We start from the raw sequence: 24,095 nt of genomic DNA, 5'->3' as shown, positions 1-24,095 counted from the left end.
TTTAAATATTATTATATGACAAAGAGATTATATAAAGCAATATTTATCGTTTTCGTTCTTGTCATGGTCTGCTCCTGTGGAAAAGGTTTTTTAGATGCCAAACCACAGGGTGCGCTTGCTGAGGCCCAGTTAACGAATACAAAAGGAGTGGAATCGGCCCTTATTGGTGCTTATGGTATTATGAACGGAAATATCAGTGGTACCTGGGGCAATTACTCCAGCGGTCCCAGCCAGTGGCTGTTTGGAGAAGTAGCGGCAGACAATGCACATAAAGGCAGCAACAGTACAGATCAGTCGCCGATGAATGATATCGAGTTGCACAAAGTGAACCCTTCCAACGACAACCTGCCCACCATGTGGCGGGTGTATTATGAAGGTGTTATCCGCTGTAATACCACACTCAAGCTGCTGAGTACCGTACAAAGCGGCAGTGGTGATAAATTCAGTGATGCGCGTGCTACGCAGATTGCTGCAGAAGCCAGGATGCTGCGGGGGCATTATTATTTTTTCCTGGCCCGGGTATTTAAAAACATTCCTTATATCGACGAGACGATGACGGTTCAGCAGGCAGCGCAGGTGAAAAATGACAAGGATGTTTACCCGATGATTGAAGCGGATTTTAAAGCAGCTGTGGCCGGCCTGCCCCAGGATTATTCAAAACCGCTGGGCGAAGTGGGCCGGGTAGATAAATATGCCGCAGAGGCCTACCTGGGAAAACTATATCTCTATCAGAAGAAATATGGAGAAGCCCTGACCCTTTTAAAGGATGTAATTACGCATAAACCGGCATTGACAACACTTGCCTTTGATGCCAATTTTAATATTAAAACCAAGAACAGTGTGGAAGGGATCCTGGTTTCGCAGAGCATTATCAACCCGGATGGAAGCGGTGATAACGCCAATGTGGGCGATATGCTGGCAGGGCTCTATGGTAATTCACCCGGCGGATGCTGCGGGTTTTACCAACCCTCGGTAGACCTGGTGAACGCTTTTAAAGTAGGCTCGGACGGCTTGCCTTACCTGGATGGCAGCTACCGGACCAACCCCTATAAATCAGACCAGGGGCTGAGCGGCGGAGCGGTTGATACATATACACTGGATACTACCCTGACGTTTGATCCCCGCCTGGATTATACCATCGGCCGGAGGCTGGTAAGATACCGCGATTGGGGCGTGGTAGTACCAGGCTGGATCCGTGACCAGCCATTCGGAGGGCCCTTTGTTGCCGTAAAGCAATCGATCAACCAGGCCGATTTCAGCGGGAATGTAGCAAACGGGGCCAATTATCTGAATGCACAGAATATAAATATCATCCGGCTATCCGATGTATACCTGATGGCGGCGGAATGTGCGGTGGAAACGGGTGCCCTGGGCGATGCAAAAGACTGGGTAAATGCGGTACGAACGCGCGCATCTCAACTGGGCGCGGTATTAACAGCCTATGGCAACCCCGCAGCCAAATACATGATCAAAACCTATACCTCTTTCCCCAGCCAGGATTATGCGCGGAATGCGGTCCGGTTTGAGCGAAGGCTGGAACTGGCGCTGGAAGGGCACCGGTACTTTGACCTGATCCGATGGGGAGTTGCGGAAACGGTGCTGAAATCGTATATGAATTTTGAAAAGCAATATGTTTCCGCATCTCAGCCGGCAGCGTTCACGTATGCTGATTGGGATAAAGGCATGCCCATTCCGCAGGAGCAGATTGACCGGGCACAAGGGGTGCTTATTCAGAATAAGTAAACCATGCATTTCAACCGGTAGCCGGAGTATGTAAACAAACCCCCATCAATATTGCATTGTTGGGGGTTTATATTTCCGGCGCGGGTGTACTGCAAAACGAGCGCAGGGTCGTTTATATAAAGAGGTAAAACGGCCCCCTACACATTCAGCGGCCGGTTCATACGATCGGTTTCAAAACCGGTAATGCAGGGCCTGCCGGAAATAAAACGTTATTTTCGTTTACAACAACGATAAAATATTCCATTTGAAAATCATTACCGCCATTCTTTTCTTATTGGGTTTTTCTATCTGCATGTTTACCTGTACAAGCCGGTACAAGGCCGGCAATGATCCCCGGGGTGCACCATACGCCGGAGCAGCCAGTTGTGTACAATGTCATAAGGAAATAGCGGGCAGTTATGCGCATTCCGGTCATTTTAAAACATCTTCAAAAACGGATGTGGGCGCGATCAGAAAAATAATCACATCGCTCAATGATACCGTTCGTTTTTCCGGTAATCAGCTGGTACAACTGGCGGTGGCGGATAAACGGGGAATGCAAACCTATATGCGGGATGGGAAACAGGTAGCTGCACAACCGATGGATCTTGCATTTGGCTCCGGAGAAAAAGCATGGACCTTTGGTTATTGGAAAGACGCGCAATTGTTTCAATTACCGCTTACGTATCTGTCAGATTTAAAGCGCTGGACGAACAGCCCGGGCTTTCCTGCAGACCATCCCAATTATGCACGTCCTATTGTAGGCCGGTGTATGGAATGTCATAGTTCTTATGCGGCGGTTGAAAACAGCCTGGAGCAGGGGATGAACTATGCCCAGAAGATAGACGCCGGTTCCATCATCTATGGCATCGATTGTGAACGCTGTCACGGGCCGGCGGCACAACACGTAACGTTTCACCAGGAGCACCCGCAGGAGCAGCAGCCTCAGTTTATCACCGCCATTCAATCGTTGAGCCGGCAACAGCAACTGGATCTTTGTGCTACCTGCCATTCCGGCGACCCGGTAACGCTCAAATCGATCTTTGCTTTCGTGCCTGGAGATTCGTTGTCCAACTTTTATATGTATTACCCGGGCGCTGCCGCCAACCCGGATGCACATGGCATGCAAATGCAGTCGCTGATGCAGAGCCAGTGTTTTTTGCAGAGCAATCTTACCTGTACCAGCTGCCATGATACACATAAAAACGAAGATAATATGCAGGAGGTCTTTGTGCAGCGCTGCATGTCCTGCCATTTAAAATCGGATCATGCAGTTGCCATGCGCAGCGCAAAAAGCGATTGTGTCAATTGTCATATGCCGCTGGAAGCATCAAAAAGTTTAGATTTTAATAATAGTGCAGAACGGAAAAATACCAGTTATCGCCTAAGGACCCACCGGATTGCTGTTTATCCGGTACCGGAACAGCAATAACGCGGCATTAGAATTAGTAGTATGCTGTTTTGAAATATTGTGTAACAGAAAGAAGGGCTGATATAATGTAACTACGCTGAACAGGGATTACATATCTGCCGGCAGAAAAAGGACAATTTACCGGTGGCACGCACCTGGCATTTTGCTTAGTTTTTACGAGACAGATAGTTCCGTAGTACGTCGAATTTATATCTCCCAAACGTCTGCACGGAGGAAATCCTAGACCAAGCTGGGCAACGAAAGGATTATAGAGTCAAGTGTATCAAAAGGGAAAAGATGATCTTTTTTGATTAATACCGCATGTAATTATGAAAGTAAACAGAAGTAATATTATCATAGGAGTTTCTTTAACCCTACTTTTTATAATCATAATTCGAGGATGTATCAACAGGGAAAGATTAAAAGAAATAGGCGTTCTTGTTACTGTGCAGGTGGTCGACTACAAGTTTATGCCTAAGGGGATGAATTTTATAAAATGTGAATTTAAGTTCAACGATCAGCTGTTAGTCATCAACGCAAATACTTCGATATCAGCTAAAAAATGGAAGCGGTTAAAGGGACATTTTTTCCCGGCAGTATATTCCCCTAAGTTGGGAATGCTCAAAATTTTGATTTCAGCTGAAGACTTTGAGGACTTTAATATGCCTTATCCGGATAGCCTGGCAAAGTGGGCAAGTGACAATCTTTAGAATTGAAAAATAATGATATTCTATGATGGAAGATTTAGGTGCAAAAAAATCGGAAGCTGCAATCGTCAGAAATATAGTCATCTGTTTTTTGCTTTTATTTGCGTTGGGTTCTGTTGTAACCTGCATTCGCGAAAGAAGTCTGAAAAAGGACGGTAAGCTTGTTTCTGCCAAAGTGATAGACTATACTTTGGGGGCTGGGAACCGTACGAATCTGACTGTGAAATTTGATTATAACGGAATAAGCTATGAGAGGCAAGCCTGGACTTCAGTAAGAAGCGATTATTGGTCATTGCTTGTTGGCCGTAGTTTCCCGGCGTTGTATACTGAAGACGAAGGTGTGATCATGCTGCTGGTGTACCCGGAGGATTTTAAAAAATACAACATTAAACCGGATAGTATATCCGTTTGGGTAAGGGACCATTTGATGTATTAACTGCGGCGGCAGGATTTCCGGGTGGTCGGGTATTCATACAAAAAAGAGCGGCTTTGGACGGCCGCTCTTTTTTTATAAGTTGTTCAGGTTAATACCCTCTTTCATTCTTTCCTTCCATATAATTCATAAAGGCCTGGTTTACCACGCGGTTACCGCCGGGTGTGGGGTAATCGCCGGTGAAGTACCAATCGCCGAGGTTTCCGGGGCAGGCTTTATGAAGGTCTTCGATGCTTTGGAAGATCACCTGTACGGGGATGTTCAAACCGGCCGGAGTGATCATTTCAGCAATCTTTTCGGTGATCTCATCTACCGTGCTGCTCTTGTAGAGCTGTTTTACCACATTCTCGGTATGTAACAGGTTTTGTTCTTTCAGCTCCTTGCAGCGTTGCAGCAATTCATCCAGCAGGGATTCTTTTCCTTTGTCTTTTAACACGTTTACAGCCGCACTGAATGCAATAAAATCACCCATTTTGCTCATATCGATGCCATAGCAATCCGGGTAGCGGATCTGCGGACAGGAAGAAACCACGATGATCTTTTTAGGCTGCAGGCGGGAGAGCATTTTGATGATGCTTTCTTTCAGCGTGGTACCTCTAACGATCGAATCGTCGATCACCACAATAGTATCGATGCCGGGGCGTACGGTACCGTAGGTAATATCGTACACGTGCTGCACCATTTCGTTCCGGCTGGCGTCTTCGGTAATAAAAGTGCGCATCTTTACATCCTTGATCGCTATTTTATCGATCCGGATGCGGCGGTTCACCATCTCACTCAGCTTTTCCTCATCAAAGTCTTTTCCCCAGCTTAGGATGCGTTCTATTTTGATCTTATTCAGGTAAAGCTGCATGCCTTTATGAAGCCCGAGAAAGGCTACTTCTGCAGTGTTGGGAATATAGGAGAAAATGGTATTCTTCAGATCGAAATCGATCGCCTTTAATACCTGTTCGCTCAGGTTAAAACCCAGGGCCTTCCGCTCTTTGTAGATCTTTTCATCACTGCCGCGTGAAAAATAAATGCGTTCGAAACTGCAGGCCTTGCGCTCGCCCGGGCTTACCACTTCTGCAATTTCATATTCCCCGTTTGCGTTTACCATGAGGGCATTGCCGGGCATCAGTTCTTTTACCTCGTTTTCGCCCACGTTAAACGTGGTACGGATGGCTGCCCTTTCGGAGGCGGCCACAATCACCTCATCATTGATATAATAATAACAGGGGCGGATGCCGTTCCGGTCCCGGAACACAAATCCCAGTCCTTCCCCGGTTAACCCGCCTACGGCAAATCCTCCGTCAAACATAGGGATCACTTCCTGCAGTACGCTTTTGATATCTATATTGCCCGGATTTTTTTTATCGGCCTCAATCAGGTAATGATGGATGATTTCCATCATCGCCGCCAGGTCGCTCTGTTTCTGGAAATTTCCCGGAACGATGTTCAGCTGTTCAAAAAGTTCCTGGGTGTTTACCAGGTTAAAATTACCTGCAAGGGCCAGGTTGCGCCCGGGTACGGTATTTCTTTTGATAAAGGGGTGACAGAAATCTGCATTGTTCTTGCCTTGTGTGCCATACCGAAGATGGCCCAGTAACAATTCGCCCAGGAATTTAATATGCCCTTTCATCAAACCGGGATGTTTCAGGGCATCCGGGTTATAACGGCAAACTTCGTCTACTTCGTCGGCAATATTTTTAAACAAGCCGGAAATCGCCTGCGGTTCGGCACTGCGCATACGGTGCAAAAACGGGTAGCCGGGCTCCACATTCAATTTTACGGCGGCAATGCCGGCACCGTCCTGTCCGCGGTTATGCTGTTTCTCCATCAGGAGGTAGAGCTTGTTCAGCCCCCACATTACGGTTCCATGCTGCTTTAAATAGTGTGAAAACGGTTTGCGGAGCCGGATAAAGGCCAAACCGCACTCGTGCTTTATGGGATCACTCATAACTTTATAAAAAAGAAATGCAAAGTTACGATTTTGAAGTTTAAAGATTGCTTAATATAGGTTAATGCCCTGGTATTTTTTGGCCGGCAGGGTACGATACCGGTAGCGGTTTTTATGCAGGGCAGCTAAACCCCTGCATGTCATGGTTTAGAGCCAAAAAAACGGGTGTTTGTTATTCGTCGATGCCTCTGTTGATAAAGGTGATCAGGGGCAGCAGGGTCTGAAATGCTTTTACCGTTGTGGATAATAAGGCGGAACCGGTCAATACGGTATCGGGCAGGTTGGCCAGTGCCGTAAAACTTTTATACTTGAGATACGTGGCGGCGGGGTTATCGGGTTCATAGCCTTTTGGTACCCGCGACAGGATCTGGCCCGCTTCCACGGTAAGGCCTCCGTAGGTGTCGCGGAACTTTTTGGATCCCAGGATCTTGTCAAATTCCGGCAGGTTGTAATCGATCTCCTGCCTTATTTTGGCCAGCTCAGCGGGCATGGGTTGCCACAGCCCGCCTCCTGTAAAACTGCCACCAGGTTCCAGGTGAAAATAATAACCGCCTTTTAGCGATTTTTTCCCTTCCGCATTGATATAGGCTCCAAAATTGGTTTTATAGGGTTCCTTATTTTTGGAAAAACGCACATCACGGTTGATCCGGAACATACAGTCCTTTGCCTTCAGGTGCAATATAGCGGGCTCTGTTTTACCGAAGGCGGCAATCAGGCTGTCGATAAATGCGGCAAAATCTTCCCGGGCGGCTTCGTATGCTTTCCGGTGCGCATCAAACCAGGGTTTGTTATTGTTGCGTCTGAGGTCCTCCAAGAATTTTAAAGTAGCTTTCTGGATCATGCCCGTAAAGTTAAGTGATTCAGCGAGCACCTGAAACACAGGAACACAGTTTCTTTGGCACTGAATGCCTGGAGTGGGCGGAGCGCTGACAGGAGCAATGCAAGCGCAATCCCTGAGCGGAGGCAAAACTCTATTTGTGATTTAGATACAAATAAAGACGTCTGATTTACTTAACGGTAACAGAACGATCAAAGGATGAATGATTGGTGTTCCGTACGGAGATCAACGGAAATACGCCGGGTTTAACTTAACCGGTACAATAGCTTTTTTACCAGCCGGGCATTGGTAACAATGGCCAGTAACACCAGCACGGCGGCCAGGAGGAGCACGATCCAGTTTATCAGCGAAGACAGCTCCGGCCGGTTGAACATGATGAACCGGTGAAAGGCCCATTGCATCAGCTGGGTGCAGATCAGTGCTGTTAATACAATAAAAATATAAACCGGTACAAACTGGTTAGATACGTTCTTGCCCAGCCAGGCCGGCGAATATCCCAGGGTTAACAATAACTCCAGGTTCTGACGGCTGCGTGCAACAACCAGCTGCAGGTAAAATGAAAACAGCATCAGCGCCAGGATCACTACCAGCAGTCCGAAAATACCCAGCCCGCTGAAAATGCCCTGCAACACAATCTTATTACGCCCCAGCAGCGTTTTGTCGCGATTGATCACATAGTGTTGGGCATCCAGGTAACGGATCAGCTGGGGATCATTGACGTCCTTTAATTTCAGAAATAACCTGCTGGCATCCTGGCGGTCTTTTTGAGAAAAGGTTTTGTTGGCCCATTGCAGGAAATTTTTAGGTACCAGTACCGAGTTTACCCGGTCGCTGAACGCCACAATTCTTCCCGAAAAGGTAATGGAATTGTCTCTTCCATAACAGGCCACCTGCACAGGAATGCCCATTGCGGTTTCTTTGGATAACTGGGGCAGGCCCTGACCGGGAGCAAAGATGTTATAGATCTCAAAAAAATCAGACGAGAGGATAATCGGAATATGCTGATCGCCTTCTTTCCAGGTAAAATTGGGCGGAAGGGTATCGATAAAATCATTGTCCAGGGCTTCCAGGAACATATCGGTGCTGAAGGGTAATACATTCCCTGCGCTGAGCTGTACCCGGAAATCATTGGCCAGCAGGGGCGATACCCCGGCTATAAAGGGCTGCTTTTTTACCGCTTCGATTTCGTCTGCATGAAATAAATTTTTCTCCGGCTGCCCCATGGTTTCATTGGTGATGTTCTTGGTGATGGACACAAAATCAAAGCCGTCTTTCCGGATGCTGCCCTCTTTTAATAACTGCTGGATATTGATGAACATCTGCACCGAGCACAACAGTAACAATACACCGATACCCAATCCGATATAAGAGAACCAGCGGGATGAGGCATTGGTTCCGGTATACAATAAAGGTTTTATGGGCTTAAATGATAGTGCCACAGGAACAATTTATAAATGATACAAATGGGTTGCCGGGAAGCCGGTGGCTTTTTCAAGCTCGGCAAACAGGACCAGTGCCTTGCGGCCGGCGGTTTCCTCCAATATGAGGTCGATGGCTTTTTGAGCATTTGCGTGGTCCAGGTGGCTGAAGGGCTCATCCATTAACAATACTCCGAAGGGTTGCAACAGGGCGCGGATGATCACGGCCCGTTGTTGCTCGCCATAGGAGCAGTTTTTTGCCAGCGCATTCAGCCGGTGATCTACCCCCAGCCGTTTGGCCATTTCAATGATCCGTTCCTGCGGGTGATACGGATGGAGCTGACGTTTGATCTCGAGGTTTTCCAGGATGGTTTGTTCCTCAAAGAGCCGCATGTCCTGAAGGATAATACTTACATGATCCTTGCGCAGGCTGGCGATCGCTTCCTTGCTGAATTGGCTGAGCGGCTGGCCATCATACAAAATGGAACCGCTGTAGCTTTCCCGCATTTTATAAAGAAAATGGATCAGGGACGTTTTGCCGGTGCCGGAAGGGGCCACAATGTTTACCAGGTCGCCATTGGAAAAGGAGCGCTCCTTTCCCCAGATCTCTGAGGTGGATTTGCGCTCCTCTTCAAAATATACCGGTAATAGATTCTTTATCTCAAGCTTCATGAATGCTTTTGATTAATGAACAGATGACGGCGGGGCCGGAGCTGCCGCTGTGTCTGCCGGTGTTGTTATTTCTTCTACATCGATCACATCTTTTTTGGGCGCCGCCTGGTACATCTGGTCAACGTATTTATTCAGTTGCTTTAAGGCATTGGTTGTACCATCGGCCAGGTTTACCTCTACTTTGCTGCTCACTTCCCCGCCTTTGATATCGGAATGCATGGTAACTGTTTTCCAGAAATTGGCCGAAACTTCCAGGTTCTTTTTATAGGTCGAATCCTTTTTACTGTTGGCGATAACAGTGTTGAAAATTTTCTGCAGGTTCACATATCCTCCCATGCTGTGGCCGGTAAATGATTGTGCGTAGGCTGGTTTTTTACCACCGGTAAGAAAGGCATCCACTTCCGCATCGGAGCCTCCGATGGCAAACCATTTATCGGTAAGTTTGTTTTTGATGCGCTCCAGGGCGCTGTCTTTTACGGGCATTTCTTTATCGATCGTTTTCCGGAACGCGTCAATCAGTTTCTGGAAGCTGGTTTTATCCCCCACTGAAGATCCGAATACGAAATCGAACTTTGTATCATCTTTTTCATAGGGGATGGTTTCTCCATTGTCCAGTGTAACGGCGGTTGGTTTTGCAGTTACCGTAACGTTTGTTAATGCAAAGGATTGTGTACCACCGTTTGCCTTGGTAAAGTCGTCAATACTGATCCCCAGCTGGGCCAGTCCGGCATTTGCAATGCCATCAAAACCCAGCAGCTTGATCAGGTCTTTTATATAAGACGGGGCGTAGCTCATGCTGAACGCAGCCAGTACATCCTGCTCCGGAAGATGGCTGATGGTTTCATCCGTTATGTTGCTGCCGCTGTTTTTCTTTAACAGCTCGGTCATTTCCTTTCCGTAATAATTCTTCATATCCGCGGTAATTTTACCGTTGTCAAAATTGGCCTTGCCTGCGGTAATGGCACCGTCCAGCAATGCGTTGAATTTCATCATTGCCATAACGCCACCGGCTAACCCGCTGTAAAGATTCCCGCTGTTTACCCAGAAATGCATATCGGCTTTGTCACCGATCAGTTCTGCAAAGCGTTTATCACTGTCCAGTAATGCGCTGCCTTTTAACTGGAAGGTGTTTTTGGCAAAGAGTTTCAGACTGTCTACCGGGTATTTTTCAACACTTCCGCCAAAGCTGCTGCGGCTGCCGGGGAATCCTTTACTAACACCGGATGCATCGATAACGGCAATAAACCGTTTATCGTTAAAGTAAACCACGGCATTATCGTTATCCGGAGATTTTACAAAGCTGTATTCGCCGTCTTTTTCAACCTTTACCTTTCCTTTGCCGCCGTCTTCAATTACTTTAGCAAATTTGGCAGCATCTTTCAGGTTGCCTTCAAATGCTACGTATCCATTGCTGCTGTTCCGCTTTAAAAAGAATACCAGGCTGCCTTTCGGATCAATACCGGAGGTTTCCGGGTCGTTGAGCAGTTGTTTTCCCAGTGAATCGGATGTTTGATTGAGCGCCGCTGTAAACCAGGAGGTTTGTTTTATTTCTGCCCAGGTCAGCTTGGAGGAAAGCGATGCCAGATCTACGTGGAACACCATACCGGCATCGTTCGGGATCAGCAGGCCGGTTTTGCCTCCTTTGTTACAGGCAGTAAAAATAAGCGCAAGGCAAAAGCTCAAAATAAGCAAGCCCTTGTTTTTCACGTTTGTCATGTTATATTGGTTTTTTTGTTTGTGTTTTAAATCCGAACCGGCAGCTGTTCATTGTACCCTATTGCTCATGCACGCTCCCTTCCGTCAAAATTATAATTCCTCAAACCGGTAAAGGTCACCTGTTCCTGAACACCGGATTGTAAATTTTTTATTACAATGATTTCAGCCTCCAGCTCCTGGCTGCCCAGGATGGCTACATAAGGGATGCCTTTTTTTTCCGCGTACTTAAACTGTTTATCAAACTTTAGGGTTTCATGAAACAGTTCACAGGCGATCCCGCCGGCCCGGAGTTCCTGCATCAGTTCAAACGCCTTTGCAGCTTCCGCAACGCCTAAATTAAAGAATAACAGCCGTGTGCCGCTGTACACATCGGCGGGAAACAGGTTTAACTCGGTAAGCACATCATAAATGCGGTCAACCCCAAAAGAAATGCCCACGCCAGGTACATTGGGCACGCCAAACAGACCGGTAAGATCGTCGTAGCGCCCGCCGCCGCCAATGCTGCCTATTTGTACACCCAGGGCCTTTACTTCAAAGATGGTTCCGGTATAATAATTCAACCCGCGGGCCAGGGTAACATCGATTGAGCGTTGAGATTCGGAATTTGAGATTTGAAATTTTTCTATGATGTATTCCAATTCGCCAATCCCTTCCTGTGCGGTGCTGTTGCCGGCAAAGATCGTTTTAAGCCGGGCCAGCTTCTCTTCGTTGCTGCCGCTGATTTCAAGAAATTGCTGAATGAGCTGAATCTGTTCTTGCGAAAGCCCCCTTTCGGCCAGCTCTTGGTTTACTTTTTCAATGCCGATCTTGTCCAGTTTATCAATGGCAATAGCGATGTCGGTCATTTTTTCGGCTCCTCCGCATTCGGCTGCCAGTGCGGACAGGATCTTCCGGTTGTTGATCCGGATTTCCACGGGAAGGCCCAGTTTTTGAAAAACGGTGGCATAAATGGAAGCCAGCTCCAGTTCATTGACGAGGGAACGGCTGCCCACCACATCGGCATCGCATTGATAAAATTCCCGGTACCGGCCTTTCTGTGGCCGGTCTGCCCGCCATACCGGCTGCAACTGGTAACGCTTAAACGGCAGTGTCAGCTGGTTATAATTCATGGCCACATAGCGGGCAAAAGGAATGGTAAGGTCGTAGCGCAGTGCACGCTCGGTGATATCCTTGCTGGACCGGCCGGTCATCACTTTTTCAAAACCGGCCTTTATTTTATCGGCCTTGGCTTGGTTATCAAGACCGTTGTTCAGGATCTTAAAAATCAGTTTATCGCCTTCTTCCCCGTATTTTCCCATCAGGGTTTCCAGGTTCTCCATGGCAGGGGTTTCCAGCGGTTGAAAACCGTACAGCTCAAAAACTTCTTTTATCGTATTAAAAATATAGTTGCGTTTGCGTACCGTTGCGGCGTCAAAATCTCTCGTTCCTTGTGGTAGGGATGGCTTGCTCACTTGCAAATTGAATTTGTTATTTGAAATTTGTTACCTCATATTTCTCAATAATGGCCTCAGTGGCCTTGTCCAGCATATCGTACACTTCGTGGTAGCCGGGTTCGGTGCCATACCAGGGATCGGGAACGTCCTGGTTTTTGCCGGGCTCCATTTCATCCATAATGAGTGCTACTTTGGAGGCATCAAACCGGTTCCTGGCGATATATTTTATTTCATCGATCACATCTCCGGCCATGGCATATATTTTGTCGAACCGGTCAAAATCTTCAGGTACAAAATCCCGGGCCCGTTGACCGGAAATGTCAATTCCGTGCTGGGCGGCTACTTTTTGCGACAGGCGGTGCGGTGTTTCTCCGGTATGGTAACCATTGGTTCCGGCACTGTCAACCTGCCAGTTCAGTCCCCGTTCCGCAGCTTTTTTTTGTAAAATCCCCTCAGCCAGCGGGCTTCTGCAAATATTGCCCAGGCATACCATTAAAATCTTCATGCCGCAAAGATAGCCATCGTTTTGGTTTTTATTTTGCCGGTTTAAGAAGCTGCGTCACAATTTTATGACACCCGGAGGTTTATGCGCAACGGTGTTTCCGGTAAATAACAAAACCCCCGGCTGGGGGCTTTGCCCGGGTATGGATGTACCCGGAAGGTTGGCGGGTTGTTGTATATTAAAATTTGCCGGAAAATTTTCCGCTGCTCAAATTGATATTGGTATTGGTGGTTTCGTTGATGCAATAGGCGTCAAACGTACCTTCGATTTCGCTGTCGGTTAGCCTGGTGATACTGAAGTTGCCGGTTTTGGAAGTATAGGCTTCCTGGTTGGCGCCGGCATTGGAGATACCGATGGTGAGCACGGCCTGGGTGCTGGCGGAACTGCCATTTTCAAATTTTCCGCTGATGGCACCGGTTTGCCCCTGTGGCACATGAATAACCAGCATTGCAGTGCCGATTTGTGTACCATTCATCTGGATGGCTGTGATGCTGATCTGTGTCTTATTTAGCGAGTTTACCTTGGATACCACGCCACCGGTAACAGAATTGGATTTAAACTCATTTTTACCACCGAATGCTTTGTTAGTGGAAAACTGGATGGAGGCCTTGCCCAGCGTGCCCCCGGAGTCATCGCCGGAGCCGGATTTTTTGCACCCGGTAAACGTAAAAGCTGCCAGTAAAATAGCGGCAAAAAAAATGTTGCAGTTGGTTTTGATTGCGGTCATGATTGCTGATTTTTTATGAAGATTATTTTTTTAACAGTACCGATTTTGCAATAAACGCATCGGCATATTTGTCGAGCGATTGCTTTGCTGCTTCTTTATATTTTGCGCGGGTAGTTTCTATAACTACCGGGTTCAACGATTTGGCGAAAGCAAAAAGATTGCGTTTTAGCCGGGATGGATCCTGGGATACCTTGTCGGAATAGCCGCCGTCTCCTTCAAGATTATTCATGATCACCAGGGTTTCTGTGCCTCCTTTTCCGTTTGTAAGCATGGATAACGCGGCGTTGGCATTGGTATTGGCACTTACAACCATCCGGGGTATCACCGCACCGGAATATTTGAACGTTCTTGTTTTTTCAATAAAAAACATATGCTGCTTCTCGCCGCTGTTAATTTTTACATCCAGTAAAATATCGGCGAAATCCAGCGTTAGGTAAAAATATCCGGCATCGGCTCCCAGCTCATCGCAAAAGCGCATGGCTTTTTTTATCTTGCCAAAGGCGAAGCCTGTTTTGCCTGCCCATAGGGTATTGCCATTGTTCGCATTGGTAGCGATCACCACCTGCTCCTTGTCAAATTCCGGCTTCCGGTCGTCCTGGCTTTTATAAAAATCGGTATTGGCGATGGCGCTCCAGGCCACGGTATCAATTCCGGCTGCTTTTAGCTTCCTTTGAAAGGAATGGTAAAAATAATCGGTGATTTCCTGGAAATCTTCCTGTGTGAGCTCGCCGTCTGTGGTTTCCAGGAAGGCCTTCAGCTTTGCGCCAGCCATTGCTCCGGTGCTTCGTTCTTTACCGATCACGGACTCGCTGGTGTTTAATTTATAGGTTATGCTTAGTTGTGCAATGGCAAATTTTTGAAGCCCCGGAAGGATCCTGGGTTTTGCAAAGGTGCCTGCTAACATCAGCTTTATTTTTTCGGCATTCTGCTTATTTTCGTCGCTTACCTGGGAATATCCGGTTAAAAGCAAAAAACCGCATACAATCAACAGGACCATTTTCAGGAGTGCGGCCATACGTCTTAAAGGAGGGCTCTTTTGAGCTTCCGGGATATTCACCGGATTGGGCAGACAATCAGAAGGATGGATCGTTTGGTTCATTTGTAGAAGAAGTTTTAAAGATCAGGCAGGGGCCTATTTCGCTACAAATCACCAAAGAAATTGCGGTATAAACAATAGTGCAGATGTACTATGCGTACGTGTGGCGTCACAAATATTTTGTAAACTTGCTACAGAATTGCCACTGCTATGAGACAAGTTTTATTTACGGGCCTGTTGTCGTTTGCCTACCTGCTGGCTGCTGCCCAGGCGCAGGAGGCCGGCGAACTGATGTATAAATTTAAAAAGGCGTCGGGCTATGAACAGCAATCAGACCTCCTCTACGAGCTAAGTAAATATTACCAGAATGCGCATCCCGATTCTTCTTACCTGTTTGCGCAACGGCTGGAAGCAATGGCAACGGCACATAAGGATCTGCATCGGCAATACCGGGCACAGTTACTCATTGCACAGTATTTTACAACAACGGGTAAAGCAAAAGAGGCGCTTGCCATTTGCGAAAAAGTGCTGGCGCAGTTGCCAAAGGACGAGCAGCATGCCGATTTGATGGTGGATTTCTGGCGGCTTAAGGGCGGCTGTCTGATGCTGTTAAATGAGCAACAGGAGGCACTGAACACCTTTTATGAGCTGCTGAAAATAAGTGAAAAATCGGGCGCTGTTTATGGACGCGTAGCGGCCATCACCAATATCGGCTGGGTGTATATGGAGCTATACCAGTTCGACAGGGCGATTACTGAACTCAATACCGCAAAATCGCTGGCGGAGACAAATACGGGTGAAATGCTTCCGGTATATATCCCCAAAATTTATAATAACCTTGCATCTTGCTATGGCGCCAAGGGGCAAATGGATTCGGCGTATCTGTATACCAATAAGGGCATCGCTGCTGCACTAAAGATCAACGACTATGCCACTGCGGCTAACGGGCTGAATATTTTGGGAACGGCATTCATGGAGGAAAAGAAATACAGGGAAGCATTGGAAAAACTGTTGCAGGCAAAATCGCTCCGGCAGAAAGTGGGAAACCCTTTTTTTATCGTATCCGATATGGCCACGCTGGCATCGCTTTATAATGCCATGGGCAATACGACAGCGGGTATTCAAACCAGTAAGGAAGCACTCGACATTGCGAAGGCCCGTAACATCGATGCAAAACTGCCGATGCTGTATCTTTCCCTGGCCAATGGGTATGAAGCCGCAGGTAACTACAGGGATGCGGCCGGCACTTATAAACGGTTGAGCATTTTGAAAGATACACTGTTTGAAAAGGCCAATAGTGAGGCCATTGCAACTATGCGGGTGCAATACGAAACCGAAAAAAAGGAACACGAGAATAAACTCCTGAAAAACGAAAATGCCCTGAAGGCGGCACTTATCAGTAATAAGAACCGAACCATTTATATACTTGTGGCATTGGCCCTATTCGTGGCCGCACTGCTGTTTGGCTGGGTAATGCGGGTACGCCTGCGCAAAAAGGAAGGCGAATTAAAAGCGGTTGCCGATCTGCAGAAAGAAAAAGAACGCATTGCCCGTGATTTGCACGACAATGTGGGCGGACAGTTGTCGTATATTATTTATTCACTTGACGGGGTGCATGAAGAAAGCAGGGAAAAACGTGCTGAAATTACAGCAAATATCAATCAGTCCGTACGCAGTGTGATCGGGAGCCTGCGTGAAACGATTTGGGCCATTAGTGATGCCAGCATCCGCCTGCAGGATTTTTCCGACAAGCTGAAATTGTATGTCCGGAATCTCTTTAACCGCAACCAGGTGAAAATTGTTTTCAACGAAAATATCCGATCGCAAAAGGAGTTAAATGCTTTGCTGGGTTTGAACCTCTATCGTATTTGCCAGGAGATTCTTACCAATGCATTTAAGTATAGCGGGGCAGATGAAATCAGGATAGGGATCCGGTCGGATGCTGAGGCACTGATGATTTCTATTGAAGATAACGGAACGGGGTTTGATGTTTCGCAGCCGAATACCGAAAGCTATGGCCTGCAAAATATACGTAAACGTGCAGGAGAATTTGGAATCGAACTTACATTGGAAACCGCTGTAGGGGCGGGCACCCGTTACAACCTGGTAGTATAGATGTACTATTTTATTTAACAGGAGGCTACTGTAATTTTAATAAAAAGCATATGATACATATTGCCATTATAGATGATAAAAAGCACCTGAGAAAGACCTTGCAGGAAAAACTAAGTGAGGCCGGCAAATATGAAGTGCTGTTTACCGCCGAAAACGGAAGCGATTTCCTGGAGAAAATGCGGACTGCCCGCCAATCGGTTTGCCCGGACGTGGTACTGATGGATATTGATATGCCCCTGATGGACGGAGTGGAGGCGATACAGCAGGGTAAAATGCGGTATCCCCAGGTCCGGTTTCTGATGCTTACCATCTTCGAAGAAGACGAGAAGATCTTTAACGCTATAAAAGCCGGTGCCAGCGGCTACCTGCTCAAAGATGAGCCCATCGAAAATATTAAGAAGGCCATTACCCAGTTAATGAACAACGAAGGAGCCCCGATGTCGCCAAGTATTGCCCGGAGGGCCCTCAACTTACTGATGAATGCTACGGTTGATTTGAAAAGCGGGTCACCCAGGCAGGATGCGGATGCATTTAAGCTGAGCAGCCGGGAAAAAGAGGTGTTGACATTTTTGGTTGAGGGGCTGGAATACAAGGAGATAGGGCATCAAATGAATGTAAGCCCCAATACGGTTCGCAATCATATTGCCCATATATACCGGAAGCTGCATGTGACTTCAAAAGCACAGGCTATAAGGGTATTTGGGAGCGGCAACTAGGGAACGCCAACCCGTTTTGGTATATTGAAACAACCGGAAAGTCAAAACCGGCGTATCTTTGCCGGATGAACACAAAGCAGCAGAATATCCGTACCCTCAGCCTTACAGAACTGGAGGATTATTTTTTATCCATCGGAGAGAAAAAATTCCGGGCCCGGCAGGTGTATGACTGGTTGTGGCTGAAGCCGGTACAAAGCTTTGAAGCCATGAGCAATATCAGTAAGGAGCTGCGCCAGAAATTACAACACGCCTTTCAGTTTCCGGCCCTTGGTGTTGATATGACACAACATTCTGAGGATGGTACCATAAAAACCCGTTTTAAAACGGTGGAAGGGCATCTGACCGAAGGTGTGCTCATCCCTACCGATGAACGCAAGACCGCCTGTGTAAGCTCGCAGATCGGCTGCAGTTTAAGCTGTAAGTTCTGTGCCACCGGCTATATGGAGCGGAAGCGGAACCTGAGTTTTGATGAGATCTTTGATGAAGTGGCCCTGATCAATCAGCAGTCGCTGGAAGTATATGATAAAAAACTCACCAATATCGTATTTATGGGAATGGGTGAGCCCTTGTTAAACTACCGCAATGTGCTGAAGGCGATAGAAAAAATCACTTCGCCGGATGCATTGGGCATGAGTCCCCGGAGGATCACCGTTTCCACCGCCGGCGTTGCCAAACAGATCCGGCAACTGGGCGATGACCAGGTGAAATTTAAACTGGCCCTGTCGCTGCATGCGGCCAACGACAAAAAACGGCATGAGATCATGCCCATCAACGACAGTAACAATATCCAGTCGCTGATTGAGGCACTCAATTATTTTTACAAGCAAACAAAGAACGAAATCACGTTCGAATACATCCTGTTTAATAATTTCAATGATTCCCTGGAAGATGCTGATGAGTTGATCAAGATTTACCGGCAGGTGCCGGCAGACCTGGTGAACCTGATCGAATACAATCCCATTGCGTTTGCAAAATTCACCAAACCTTCAGAAGAAAAGGTGGATGCGTTCATGCATCATCTCGAAAAGAACAGGGTGAACGCCCGTTTACGGCGCAGCCGGGGCAAGGATATTGACGCTGCCTGTGGCCAGCTCGCCAATAAAGGAAACTAAGGGCTCGTGTCCATACGCCGGTGTTAAGCGCGGCTGTATGGCGCTGTTGTAACGGATTCCTGTAACCGTATAAACTGCTCCTGCAACTGCCGTGTTAAGGGGCCGGCTGTTCCGCTCCCGATCCGGATGCCGTCAATTTCCGTTACCGGCAAAATGCGCTTGGTAGTACTGGTCATAAAAACTTCTGCCGCATTTTTCAATTCCGCTACAGATATATCGCGGGTTTCTACCGGCAGCAAGGCCCCGGCAAATTCCAGTATTTTTTTCCGGGTGATGCCGGCTAACACATTATGTGCCGGTGTAACCAGGGTTCCCCCGTTGGTGATGATAAAAATATTGGCCCGGGGAAACTCGGAAATGAGGTCGTTCTGAACATACAATACATCGTCCAGACCCTTTTCCGTTAACTGCTTTTGCAGCCAGATTCCCATCAGGTAATTAATGGATTTTACGGCGGGCAGGTCTCTTTGATAGGCATAGGTCATAATGCGGATGCCGCGTTCAAACCTTGCCATATCCGGCAATTGCAGGGGCTGTTGCTGCAGGATCAGATTTCCCTGTACGGGTGTATAACTATCCGGCGAATAGCCACCCGTGGCAATCATGCGGATGCCGCTTTCGGGCAGGTTGTTTTTTTTGATCAGTTCGGCAATAATCGCACGCACCTGGGAGCGGGTATGGGGGATGGTAATAAAAAGGGTTTGTGCAGAGTGGAAGAACCGGTCCAGGTAATCTTCCAGGAAAAGAGGAACATGATCAACGGTTCTGAAATAATCAAAAACGGCATAACCCCGTTGCAGGGCCAGATCGCCTGTTTGCAGTGTTGCTTTTTCTTCCGGTTCAAAAGTATTGTTTACAAAAGTCCATATCATGGCTGGTATCGGTTGTATTTTTTTAAAATTGAAATAACGGTTTCCCTGGGTAATGCATCTACCTTATGGTCCTTGTACCCCGTCATGGTAGCTGCTGCAAATAAGGAATGGATAATGGCTTCTTCGGTGGCTTCAATTGCCGCCAGAAAAAGCGGAGAGCTGTCATCATTAAAAAGGGTTTGCGTAGCATAAAGCGGTACTTTTGGTGCATGCGTAACCCGTAATCCCTTATTGGTAGAGAAGGCAATTACATAATCACCGCTGCCGTTACTGGCAATGCCACCCGTTTTGGCCAGTCCCATAAAGGCCCGCTTGGCCAGCCGCTCCAGGTTGCGGGCATCCAGTGGTGCATCGGTAGCTACCACAATCATACAGCTTCCATCAACCGGATGGTTAAGCTGGTCTTTTAAAAAGTATTTGCCCAGTTCTTTGCCAACGGGCACGCCTGCAATTTCCAGTACCCCTCCAAAATTTGTTTGCACCAGCACACCTACCGTATATCCCCCCGAAGCTTTGGGAAGTACCCTGGAGGCCGAACCAATGCCCCCCTTAAATCCAAAACAAACGGTGCCCGTACCGGCACCCACATTACCCTGGGCTACTTTTCCGGAGGCCGCATGCTGAAGGGCTTCCTGGATATCATTTTCAGTTACATGCCGGCCGCGGATATCATTTAAATAACCGTCGTTGGTTTCCCCTACCACAACGTTCACACTCTGCACTTCCCGGTTTTCTTTTTGTGCAAGCGTATAGCTGATGCCCGCATTGATACCGGCTGCCACGTTCAGGGTATTGGTGAGTATCACCGGGCTCTCCAGTGTTCCCAGTTCCCGAACCTGGGTAATGCCGGCTAATTTGCCAAAGCCGTTGCCCACATAAATGGCCGCCGGTACTTTTTCCTGGAAGAGGTTTCCGCCATGGGGTAATATAACCGTGGCGCCAGTTCTTACAGCGGTGCCGCTGATCAGCGTTTTATGTCCCACTTTTACACCTTCCACATCCGTGATGGCGTTATAAAGCCCACGGGGCAGCACACCAATCCTGACAGGCACTTCAGATACGGCCCGTTGTGCCGCAATTCCGGTTGTATACAAAACACCAGCCAGCAAAAGCATACCAAAACAGCATAAATGCTTCATAGAAATTAAATATAGGTAATATGCGCCGTTTTGAAAATTGCAAAAAGCTGCAACTGCTTATAAATGCCGGTGCTGATCATGTGCAGCAGATAACGGCAGACCGGGAAGAATTTTTGAATTGCAGGTCCTTTTTGTAAAATGGTTTATCCACGGGAGATGGTACAATGCGTACAGGTAGTCCTTACCGGGGGGTATCGGAACATCAAAATACTATAACCCTGGTGAAACAGGATCACTATCTCACCTGGTGAGGATTAAAAGCATTCATTCCGCTGCAATAGGGCGGATGGTACAGAAACGCGCAGGAGAAAGCCTTATTTTTTATCATTTCCTTCGGGATGTTCCACATGTCCTTTCTTATCTCCAATCTTATCAATGGTTTCTTTTCCCCGTTGTAACAGAGAAGATACCGGTCCTTCCATATCTTCCTGCGGATCTCCTTCATGTTTAGGATGCTCTTTTAAATCCTCTTTTTTGTTTTCATTATGTTTTTCTTGCGGATTCATCATCATTTCTTTTGAGGCTAACTTTTACTATTACAAGTTACCAAAAAAGCGTGATATATTTTCCAATGGATGGAGAAGCCGCTTAAAAGATCATTGGTTTCCATGCAGAATCCTTCAATTTTAGCTACCTTTAACTTTTAATATAGATTTCCGATCAATGAATTTTTTGCTAAAAGTGCTTATAACAGGGCTTATCGCATATTTACTACCTGCAATATTGCCGGGTGTAAAAGTGGCAGACATTAAAACCGCAGCGCTGTTTGCCCTGGTGCTGGCCTTGCTGAATGCCATTGTAAAACCCGTGCTGGTGATCCTTACCATTCCGGTAACATTGGTTACGCTGGGGCTTTTTTTGCTGGTGATTAATGCCTTTATGGTATTGATCGCAGCCAACTTTTTTAAAGGGGTGGAAGTAAACGGATTTTGGTGGGCGTTGATATTCAGTATTTTGCTTTCTCTGGGTTCTTCCGTGTTATATTCACTGGTTGGAGGCGGCAAAAATTAAGATATTTTATTTGGAAAAAATGGTTTAGGGCTGTAAATTAGCAGCTAGTCAAAACATTAATCAAAAGTCCTGATGTTTCTACATCAGGGCTTTTTTTTATGGGTTATTGCAGGATTTACAAATGCCTTTTACCACTACTTCAACCTGTTGTATCGTATACTCCCTGGGCAGTTTAACCGTTGGTGTTACCACGTTATCCAGGCAGAACGTATTGCCGCAACGGGTACACACCAGGTGCACATGATGATCATGATGATGTCCTTCCCCGCATTCGTCTTTGCACAATGCATACTTGATACTGTTATCGGATGTTGGAATGGTGTGAATGATGCCTTTATCCACAAAGGATTGCAGGGTGCGGTAAACCGTTACCCGGTCAAAATGGCTATGGGTATTTTTTTCAATATCCGCATGTGCCAGGGCGCCGTTGCTGTTCAGGAATAAGGACAGGATCTTCCGGCGTCCGTCCGTTACACTTAAATTGTTTTGCTTTAAGATCTGAACAATGCTATCCATATCTAAAATTAATTAATTTTTTGATGTTGTTTTTAGCTCGTCTCCAATATCAGCAATCAACCGGTTGATCTCCTTCTGTTTCAACCCATCATAAATTTTCAGTACATTTCCTTTCCGGTCTACCAGCGCCCAAAACTGGGTATGCAAAAAATCATCTTCGTTTGAATTGAAATAGTTTTTGGGATCATCGATCGTGTAACTCAATCGCGCCATTTTATAAAGGCTATCCTTGCGGCCGGTTAAAAACACCCATTGCCGGGTATCCACGTTCATCGAATCGGCATAATGTTTTAGCTGGGCGGCAGAATCCCGCTCCGGGTCGCAGGTATGCGATACGATCAGGAAGCCGGGGGTACCTTTGTATTTTTGATACACCTGCTTCATGTTATCATTCATCATCGGGCAAATGCCCGGACAGGTCGTGTAAAAATATTCGGCTACGTATACCTTGCCCTCCACATCCTTATTGGAGAACGGTTTTCCATCCTGATCTGTAAAGGCAAACTGGCCCACCTTGCTCACGGGTTCCAGCTTGCGGTCGTTAAAACCCGGAATAAAATAAACCGCTGTTAAATAGAACGCTATGGATAGCAGCACAAAAAATGAGGTATAAAAAATAGCTTTTTTTGACATTATTGAAAATTAAAGTGCAAAGTTATTCCAACAGTTTAACAATTAACGTCCGAAAACGTTTATTCCAGAAGAAGTATGGCAAATATTTGCAACAATGTTTCTTTTTTTATAATTTTGCAACATGCGGTCAAAAATTAATTGGGATGCCCTGGGCATTTCTGCTTCGGTGATTTGTGCCATTCATTGCGCAGTTTTGCCTTTGTTTATGGCAAGTCTTCCGCTTTTTGGGGTCAATATCATTGAAAATGTGGCTTTTGAATTGGGAATGATCGCCCTCGCCTTTGTGATTGGTGTGTATTCACTGCGGCATGGTTATAAGTATCATCACCATAAAAAACTGCCGCTGTTGCTGTTTGCAACGGGTATTTTCTTTTTAGTGCTGAAGCAGGTATATCTTCAATATCATGCGCTGTTATTGATTCCCGCGGTTGTTTTTATCATATCGGCACATATCGTCAACTACCGGTACTGCCGGAATCATAATCACGCACACGCCGATGATTGTGACCATGATCATTATTAGTGGCGGTCAGATTTGAGATTCGAGAATTGAGCTTTGAGCCCGTAAAAGCAGAGCGTTAAATATCAAGCCGGATCTAACCTGAAGCGCTTCCCCTTCGGGAATTTAAAATAACCAATACTCCACAAGCATTAAAGGATGCCTGCCTGAAACTTTAAACGTGAAATAAACAGTACCGGTATTGATCCGGGTATGATAACTTTGAATGGATTTAGCGATTAAAGAATCCAACGAGTTATGAATAAATACAGTTTCCTTATTTTATTCTGCATCGCATTTACAGGCTTCCGGGCGCAGCCGGGTGATGTGCAGAAAATACAGGCAGTAATGGAGCAGCAAACTACGGCCTGGAACCAGGGAAACCTGGAAGCATTTATGGATACGTACTGGAAAAATGATTCCCTGTTATTTGTAGGCAAAAAGGGCGTTACTTATGGCTGGCAGCAAACACTCGATCATTACCGGAAAGCCTATCCTTCAAGAGATGAAATGGGGCAACTGAAGTTTACGCTGCTGAAGGTACAACCCCTGGGACCCGGTTTTTATAATGTGGTAGGGAAATGGCAACTTTCCCGGAAAATGGGCGACCTTGATGGTCATTTTACCCTGGTTTTTAAGAAGATCGCCGGAAACTGGAAGATCATCCAGGATCACAGCAGCTAATTATTTCACTTCTTCAAAGTCGATATACTCACCCAGCTTGGATCCGCTTTTCGGAGGCGGCGGTGTTTGCGATGCGGTTCTGCCTGGCTGCGTGGCCGCTTCCGGCTGCTGGAATTGTTGTTTCATCTGGGAGAATTGTTTTTTGATCTGGCGGGTAGTACGGTATACCGGCAACACCACTTTTACAATCAGGTTGTACAGGAAAAAAAACAATAAGGCGTATAAGATAACAGACATGTGCTAA

25 protein-coding genes are annotated in these 24,095 nt (G+C 46.8%); 10 read left to right on the top strand and 15 right to left on the bottom strand.

Features of this window, described 5'->3' with window-relative positions; translation table 11 throughout:
- Nucleotides 1-15: 15 nt before the first annotated feature.
- The 4 genes from LQ567_RS14125 (at nucleotide 16) to LQ567_RS14110 (ending at nucleotide 4,276) form a co-directional block, all read left to right on the top strand.
- A complete protein-coding gene (locus LQ567_RS14125) occupies nucleotides 16-1,743 on the top strand; it encodes a RagB/SusD family nutrient uptake outer membrane protein (RefSeq protein ID WP_231005168.1) in 1,728 nt (575 codons plus the stop codon).
- A gap of 244 nt (nucleotides 1,744-1,987) precedes the next feature.
- Nucleotides 1,988-3,154 (top strand): hypothetical protein, encoded by a 1,167-nt coding sequence (locus LQ567_RS14120; RefSeq protein ID WP_231005167.1) that lies wholly within the window; start codon nucleotides 1,988-1,990, stop codon nucleotides 3,152-3,154.
- A 308-nt stretch (nucleotides 3,155-3,462) separates the two neighbouring features.
- Nucleotides 3,463-3,843: a hypothetical protein gene (locus LQ567_RS14115; protein WP_231005166.1), complete on the top strand. Its 381-nt coding sequence runs from the start codon at nucleotides 3,463-3,465 to the stop codon at nucleotides 3,841-3,843.
- 22 nt (nucleotides 3,844-3,865) lie between these two features.
- Complete coding sequence (locus LQ567_RS14110; RefSeq protein WP_231005165.1) at nucleotides 3,866-4,276, top strand: hypothetical protein; 411 nt, start codon at nucleotides 3,866-3,868, stop codon at nucleotides 4,274-4,276.
- Nucleotides 4,277-4,364: 88 nt separating this feature from the next.
- Here the strand turns inward: LQ567_RS14110 and LQ567_RS14105 are convergent, their stop codons facing one another.
- The 9 genes from LQ567_RS14105 to LQ567_RS14065 form a co-directional block, all read right to left on the bottom strand.
- Entirely contained in the window at nucleotides 4,365-6,212 is a 1,848-nt protein-coding gene (locus LQ567_RS14105; RefSeq protein WP_231005164.1) for an amidophosphoribosyltransferase, read from the bottom strand.
- Nucleotides 6,213-6,384: 172 nt separating this feature from the next.
- Nucleotides 6,385-7,053, bottom strand: coding sequence for a DUF2461 domain-containing protein (locus tag LQ567_RS14100; protein ID WP_231005163.1), 669 nt, complete (start codon nucleotides 7,051-7,053; stop codon nucleotides 6,385-6,387).
- A 242-nt stretch (nucleotides 7,054-7,295) separates the two neighbouring features.
- A complete protein-coding gene (locus LQ567_RS14095; RefSeq protein ID WP_231005162.1) occupies nucleotides 7,296-8,489 on the bottom strand; it encodes a hypothetical protein in 1,194 nt (397 codons plus the stop codon).
- A gap of 9 nt (nucleotides 8,490-8,498) precedes the next feature.
- A complete protein-coding gene (locus tag LQ567_RS14090) occupies nucleotides 8,499-9,140 on the bottom strand; it encodes an ATP-binding cassette domain-containing protein (RefSeq protein WP_231005161.1) in 642 nt (213 codons plus the stop codon).
- 12 nt (nucleotides 9,141-9,152) lie between these two features.
- Nucleotides 9,153-10,856, bottom strand: coding sequence for a DUF4836 family protein (locus LQ567_RS14085; RefSeq protein WP_231005160.1), 1,704 nt, complete (start codon nucleotides 10,854-10,856; stop codon nucleotides 9,153-9,155).
- A gap of 65 nt (nucleotides 10,857-10,921) precedes the next feature.
- A complete protein-coding gene (hisS, locus tag LQ567_RS14080) occupies nucleotides 10,922-12,307 on the bottom strand; it encodes a histidine--tRNA ligase (RefSeq protein ID WP_231005159.1) in 1,386 nt (461 codons plus the stop codon).
- 16 nt (nucleotides 12,308-12,323) lie between these two features.
- Nucleotides 12,324-12,794 (bottom strand): low molecular weight protein-tyrosine-phosphatase, encoded by a 471-nt coding sequence (locus tag LQ567_RS14075; protein WP_231005158.1) that lies wholly within the window; start codon nucleotides 12,792-12,794, stop codon nucleotides 12,324-12,326.
- A gap of 175 nt (nucleotides 12,795-12,969) precedes the next feature.
- Nucleotides 12,970-13,518 carry a hypothetical protein gene (locus tag LQ567_RS14070; RefSeq protein WP_231005157.1) on the bottom strand — a complete coding sequence of 183 codons (549 nt, stop codon included), beginning with the start codon at nucleotides 13,516-13,518 and terminating at the stop codon, nucleotides 12,970-12,972.
- Nucleotides 13,519-13,540: 22 nt separating this feature from the next.
- Nucleotides 13,541-14,617 (bottom strand): hypothetical protein, encoded by a 1,077-nt coding sequence (locus LQ567_RS14065; RefSeq protein WP_231005156.1) that lies wholly within the window; start codon nucleotides 14,615-14,617, stop codon nucleotides 13,541-13,543.
- Between the two features lie 147 nt (nucleotides 14,618-14,764).
- Between LQ567_RS14065 and LQ567_RS14060 the strand changes: the two genes are divergently transcribed.
- The 3 genes from LQ567_RS14060 (at nucleotide 14,765) to rlmN (ending at nucleotide 18,497) form a co-directional block, all read left to right on the top strand.
- The gene (locus tag LQ567_RS14060) at nucleotides 14,765-16,669 is read left to right on the top strand and encodes a tetratricopeptide repeat-containing sensor histidine kinase (protein ID WP_231005155.1); all 1,905 of its coding nucleotides are present in this window, start codon (nucleotides 14,765-14,767) and stop codon (nucleotides 16,667-16,669) included.
- Between the two features lie 50 nt (nucleotides 16,670-16,719).
- Nucleotides 16,720-17,385, top strand: coding sequence for a response regulator transcription factor (locus LQ567_RS14055; protein WP_231005154.1), 666 nt, complete (start codon nucleotides 16,720-16,722; stop codon nucleotides 17,383-17,385).
- A gap of 65 nt (nucleotides 17,386-17,450) precedes the next feature.
- Nucleotides 17,451-18,497, top strand: a complete 1,047-nt coding sequence (rlmN, locus tag LQ567_RS14050; protein WP_231005153.1) for a 23S rRNA (adenine(2503)-C(2))-methyltransferase RlmN — start codon at nucleotides 17,451-17,453, stop codon at nucleotides 18,495-18,497.
- Nucleotides 18,498-18,520: 23 nt separating this feature from the next.
- On the opposite strand, the gene LQ567_RS14045 is transcribed toward rlmN, so the two are convergent.
- From LQ567_RS14045 to LQ567_RS14035, 3 genes are all read right to left on the bottom strand, one after another.
- Complete coding sequence (locus LQ567_RS14045) at nucleotides 18,521-19,369, bottom strand: aminotransferase class IV (protein ID WP_231005152.1); 849 nt, start codon at nucleotides 19,367-19,369, stop codon at nucleotides 18,521-18,523.
- A complete protein-coding gene (locus tag LQ567_RS14040) occupies nucleotides 19,366-20,508 on the bottom strand; it encodes a DmpA family aminopeptidase (RefSeq protein WP_231005151.1) in 1,143 nt (380 codons plus the stop codon). Before LQ567_RS14040 ends, LQ567_RS14045 begins: the two co-directional genes overlap by 4 nt.
- Nucleotides 20,509-20,822: 314 nt before the next feature.
- Nucleotides 20,823-21,020, bottom strand: a complete 198-nt coding sequence (locus LQ567_RS14035; RefSeq protein ID WP_231005150.1) for a hypothetical protein — start codon at nucleotides 21,018-21,020, stop codon at nucleotides 20,823-20,825.
- Nucleotides 21,021-21,171: 151 nt separating this feature from the next.
- Here LQ567_RS14035 and LQ567_RS14030 point away from each other — a divergent pair, with 151 nt between their 5' ends.
- On the top strand, nucleotides 21,172-21,519 hold the full coding sequence (locus LQ567_RS14030) for a phage holin family protein (RefSeq protein ID WP_231005149.1): 348 nt from the start codon (nucleotides 21,172-21,174) through the stop codon (nucleotides 21,517-21,519).
- Between the two features lie 96 nt (nucleotides 21,520-21,615).
- Here LQ567_RS14030 and LQ567_RS14025 read toward each other — a convergent pair whose 3' ends face one another.
- Both LQ567_RS14025 and LQ567_RS14020 read right to left on the bottom strand, forming a co-directional pair.
- On the bottom strand, nucleotides 21,616-22,035 hold the full coding sequence (locus LQ567_RS14025; RefSeq protein WP_231005148.1) for a Fur family transcriptional regulator: 420 nt from the start codon (nucleotides 22,033-22,035) through the stop codon (nucleotides 21,616-21,618).
- A 12-nt stretch (nucleotides 22,036-22,047) separates the two neighbouring features.
- Nucleotides 22,048-22,668: an SCO family protein gene (locus LQ567_RS14020; RefSeq protein ID WP_231005147.1), complete on the bottom strand. Its 621-nt coding sequence runs from the start codon at nucleotides 22,666-22,668 to the stop codon at nucleotides 22,048-22,050.
- Nucleotides 22,669-22,789: 121 nt separating this feature from the next.
- Between LQ567_RS14020 and LQ567_RS14015 the strand changes: the two genes are divergently transcribed.
- Together LQ567_RS14015 and LQ567_RS14010 are read left to right on the top strand one after the other, a co-directional pair.
- Nucleotides 22,790-23,191: a MerC domain-containing protein gene (locus tag LQ567_RS14015; protein WP_231005146.1), complete on the top strand. Its 402-nt coding sequence runs from the start codon at nucleotides 22,790-22,792 to the stop codon at nucleotides 23,189-23,191.
- A gap of 234 nt (nucleotides 23,192-23,425) precedes the next feature.
- A complete protein-coding gene (locus LQ567_RS14010) occupies nucleotides 23,426-23,851 on the top strand; it encodes a YybH family protein (protein ID WP_231005145.1) in 426 nt (141 codons plus the stop codon).
- Here LQ567_RS14010 and LQ567_RS14005 read toward each other — a convergent pair whose 3' ends face one another.
- Nucleotides 23,852-24,088 (bottom strand): DUF4834 family protein, encoded by a 237-nt coding sequence (locus tag LQ567_RS14005; protein ID WP_231005144.1) that lies wholly within the window; start codon nucleotides 24,086-24,088, stop codon nucleotides 23,852-23,854.
- Nucleotides 24,089-24,095 lie beyond the last annotated feature (7 nt).

Origin of the sequence: Niabella pedocola (assembly GCF_021044425.1) — a bacterium.
Lineage (GTDB): Bacteria > Bacteroidota > Bacteroidia > Chitinophagales > Chitinophagaceae > Niabella > Niabella pedocola.
This window is presented reverse-complemented; position numbering and strand designations above follow the sequence as displayed.